The sequence below is a fragment of the Thiocystis violacea genome (assembly GCF_016583565.1).
GTDB lineage: Bacteria > Pseudomonadota > Gammaproteobacteria > Chromatiales > Chromatiaceae > Thiorhodococcus > Thiorhodococcus violaceus_A.
Map to the genome: position 1 here is coordinate 1 of NZ_NRRF01000152.1, position 3,520 is coordinate 3,520.

The following is a 3,520-nucleotide window of genomic DNA, read 5'->3' on the forward strand; positions in this document are numbered from 1 at the left end:
CTGGTTACAAAAGGGCGCGATTGTACCGAGGACGCGCGACTCGCGCTGCTCGGGCGATTCAGCTGCGTCGAGGGCGGGCGACCGGCAGGAGTCGTTGCGTTCACTTTTTGTGACCTTCACAGCCCTGACCTCAGCACCCCATCCAGGGAATCGCCATAGCGCTCGATAAAGGGCAGTGGGGCAGAGAAAATGGCTGCGGCTCTTCCTGAGAGTGGAGCGGATATCTTCGCGCTTTTTCTCAAGCAGGAAAAACTCAAAGCCGAGTCAGAAGAAACGCCACACTCGGAAATCCCGGAGCGCCGTTTTCGGGGGTCGAAGGTCAATCGCTGATGGCCGATAGAGCTGGTACTGGTACCGTCTCTCTGTTTCGGCGCTCAAATCGGGTCTGAAAAGCCCGTCGCGCCGGGCGTAAGTCGCTTTGTGGCGGGTTTCGGAGCCGAAAACGGGGGTCAAAGGTCTGAGCGAAAAAACGACTATTCCGTGTCGTTTCTTCGAGCATACAAAGCAGCCGTTCCCTGCGTTCCCTGTGTTTAGTCAGACGGGTGGTGCGGGACGATTCATGATCAGATGGCCGCGAGCCTCTGCTGCGCAGAGGCACTGACCTTAGAGGGTACCACGTGCCCTTGCGACCACCCTCTGAGCCACGCCGACGGCGCGCGCGTTCGAGATCTCGCCGTCAGGCGGGGCATGTTGCGCGCGTGGCGGGCTGGGCGCCACTGAGCTTGCGTCGAGCTGAAGCTTGCGTCGAGCTAAAGATTGAGTCGAGCTAAAGATTGAGCTGGTTGCGTTGCCTGCTCTCTCGACCACGCAGGCAACGCCAGCGGCCAATGCGGTTAAGCAGCGACTGGCACTGGCTGTAACGGTCGATCACCGCGTCCAGGGCCGACCCTTGCGTATGCGGGTCTCGACGCCACGCCTGCAAGCGAGGCTTGCGCGCTTAGGTCGTGGGCACAGTTGTCGAGGCAGACTTGTTGCAGTGTCTGCTTGCTGCGGTGGTCCAGACAACGCAGATCGGCCGCACAGATGTGCCCTTCTTCCATCAGGCGTTGGACCAAGTCGAGGGGTATCTCGACGCGCAACGCCGCGGTTGAAGTTGTCACCCTGGGAGTGCGGCTCTGGCCGACCAGAGCCGGCCAATCGGTGGGGTCTCTATACATTTTTCGATCCTTTTGGCGAACTCTTAAAACTAACTAAAATAGTTGGGTTTATTGACCCGATTTCAAGGGCGATCGCAATGTCGCTCTCCAGCGGTTCGCGTGCATGTCAGCCGGAGGACGGCGGGCGGGCATCTGATTCGGCTCGTGACCGGCACGATCCACGCTGTCAACGCCGGGTCATGGGACAGAGCGGGATCGGCTCGATCAGGATCGGTCGTCGCCCTGCCCCGCAGGTTGCTATCAGGTCTCTGCGGCGTTCGACGGTGCGCGTCACGGGCCGAAACGTCATGTTCTCTGTTGAGGGTTCGACAAAGGCTCCGTCTGCACTTGGGCGGCGATCTCGGGCGGTCGCCGGCAATCGACCTTGACCCAGCGCTTCGCACCCCATCCGCCGCGGCCTCCCAGGCGCGACGATTCCGGTGGCGTTCCGATACGGGCGGTTGGTTCGCGGTGACTTCCGAATCATCAGACAGGACTCTTGGGGCTACCCCCTACTGCCACAGAAAGATCGATTGCCCGCCACGAGTTGGTGCGGCAGATGCTCGATAACGGCTGGCTGCTCCTGTTCCGGTTCGACGACGCGGGTCTGGAGCAACGTCTTCCCGAGCGTGGCTGGGAGGCGCCCGCCTGCGGCGTGACCTAGCGCTTCGTGCGGCCCGGCGTGCAGAGCGCGCCGGGCCATCCTGCCCAACCTCTGCGGAGATCGATGCCATGAGCGACGCATTGAAGGCCGCCATTGCCCGCCAGCGCATGCTGCTGCGCGGGTGCCTGTCCGGCGCGTTCGAACCGACCTAAGCCGCCCGTGAGCGATCCCCAACACCCGTTCTTCACCCCGGCCGAAATCGCCGCCGTGACCGCCGGTCGCTAGCTCCGATCGTCGCCGCACCTGGCCGGCCGGATTGCCGGGATCGGCATCGATAGCCGCACGCTGGCTCTTGGCGAGGCCTACGTCGCCATCGTTGGCGAGCGCTTCGATGGCCACGATTTCGTCTCCGCGGCCGCCGCGGCCAGCGCCGCGCTCGCGCTGGTCGAGCGTGCACCGGCGCAGGCGCCGACGTCATTGCCGCTCCTGCAGGTCGGTTCCGGCGTGGCGGCCCTGCAGGCCCTGGCCGCAGCCTGGCGCGAGCGCCTGCGTGCCGGAGGCTGTCGCGTCGTCGGCGTCTGCGGCAGCAACGGCAAGACCACCACGCGGCATCTGATCCACCAGCTGCTACGCGCCGGCGGGCTTGCCGGAAGCCAAAGCCCCAAGAGCTTCAACAACCATCTCGGCGTGCCACTGACACTGCTCGCGGCGCGGCCGGAGCACGCCTACCTGCTGTGCGAGATCGGCACCAATCACCCCGGCGAGATCGCCGCCCTCGGCGCCATCGTGCGCCCGGACATCGCGGTGCTGACCAGCCTCGGCGAGGAACATTTGGAGTTCTTCGGGGACCTGCACGGTGTCGCACGCGAAGAGGCGGCGCTGATCGAATGCATTGCGACCGGCGGCACCGCCCTCGTACCCGCAGAGGGGCGGCTGCCGGTGGCGCTGCCGGTGGCGCTGCCGCTGTCGGTCCCGTCGGCCGTGACGCTGCGCCGCTTCGACCTCGATCCGCTCGCGCAGGCACTGCCGCTGCCCGGCGAGCACAATCGGCTCAATGCCTCCGCCGCAGCGGCAGTCGCGCGGCTGCTCGGTCTCCATGACGTCTGCATCGCGGCCGCCATCCGCTCGGCGAGCCATGTGCCATTGCGCGGCGAGGTGCTGTTCGCCGACGACCCGGCGCGGCCCACGGTGATCAACGATGCCTACAACGCCAATCCGAGCTCCATGCGCGTGGCGCTGGCCATGCTCGCCGCTTCTCCCGGCCGACGCGTGGCGGTGCTGGCGGACATGCTGGAGCTTCGCGAGGGGGCCGCTCAGGCTCATCGCGAGATTGCGGACCTGGCCTGCGCCACGGCCGATCGCTGTCTGTTCGTCGGTCCGCTGTTCGCCGAGGTCCTCGCCCAACCCGGCGCAGGCATCGGCTTCGGCGCGGACCGCTTCGAAATCCATTCGGTCTGGTCCGATGCCGCCGCGGAGCGGCTGCTGCCAGTCTTGGAATAGGCTTTGAGATGACCGCGGACCCGTTTCGACGAACAGCGCCGAGCGGAGTGCCCTATATCGATGATTTGCAATGCCTCATATCTTAATCATCGATTTCCGTAGGGCATGGCGAGCCCCCATGATTTGGTTACGCAGGACTGGGGTCTCCACTTAACCGGAGTAAACTCCAAGGGTGACTTACCCTCATGCTGGCGTTGATTATCCGCGGACTGCGGGCGAGTTCCAGTCCTGGTTTCGCACCGATGCGGACTGCCTCGACTACCTGGAGTGGCTCCGGTGG

The 3,520-nt window shown here is 64.9% G+C and carries 1 protein-coding gene; it reads left to right on the top strand.

Features of this window, described 5'->3' with window-relative positions; genetic code table 11:
• Positions 1 to 2,064: 2,064 nt before the first annotated feature.
• A complete protein-coding gene (locus tag CKO23_RS24135) occupies positions 2,065 to 3,240 on the top strand; it encodes a UDP-N-acetylmuramoyl-tripeptide--D-alanyl-D-alanine ligase (RefSeq protein ID WP_346014684.1) in 1,176 nt (391 codons plus the stop codon).
• The last annotated feature ends 280 nt before the right edge of the window (positions 3,241 to 3,520 follow it).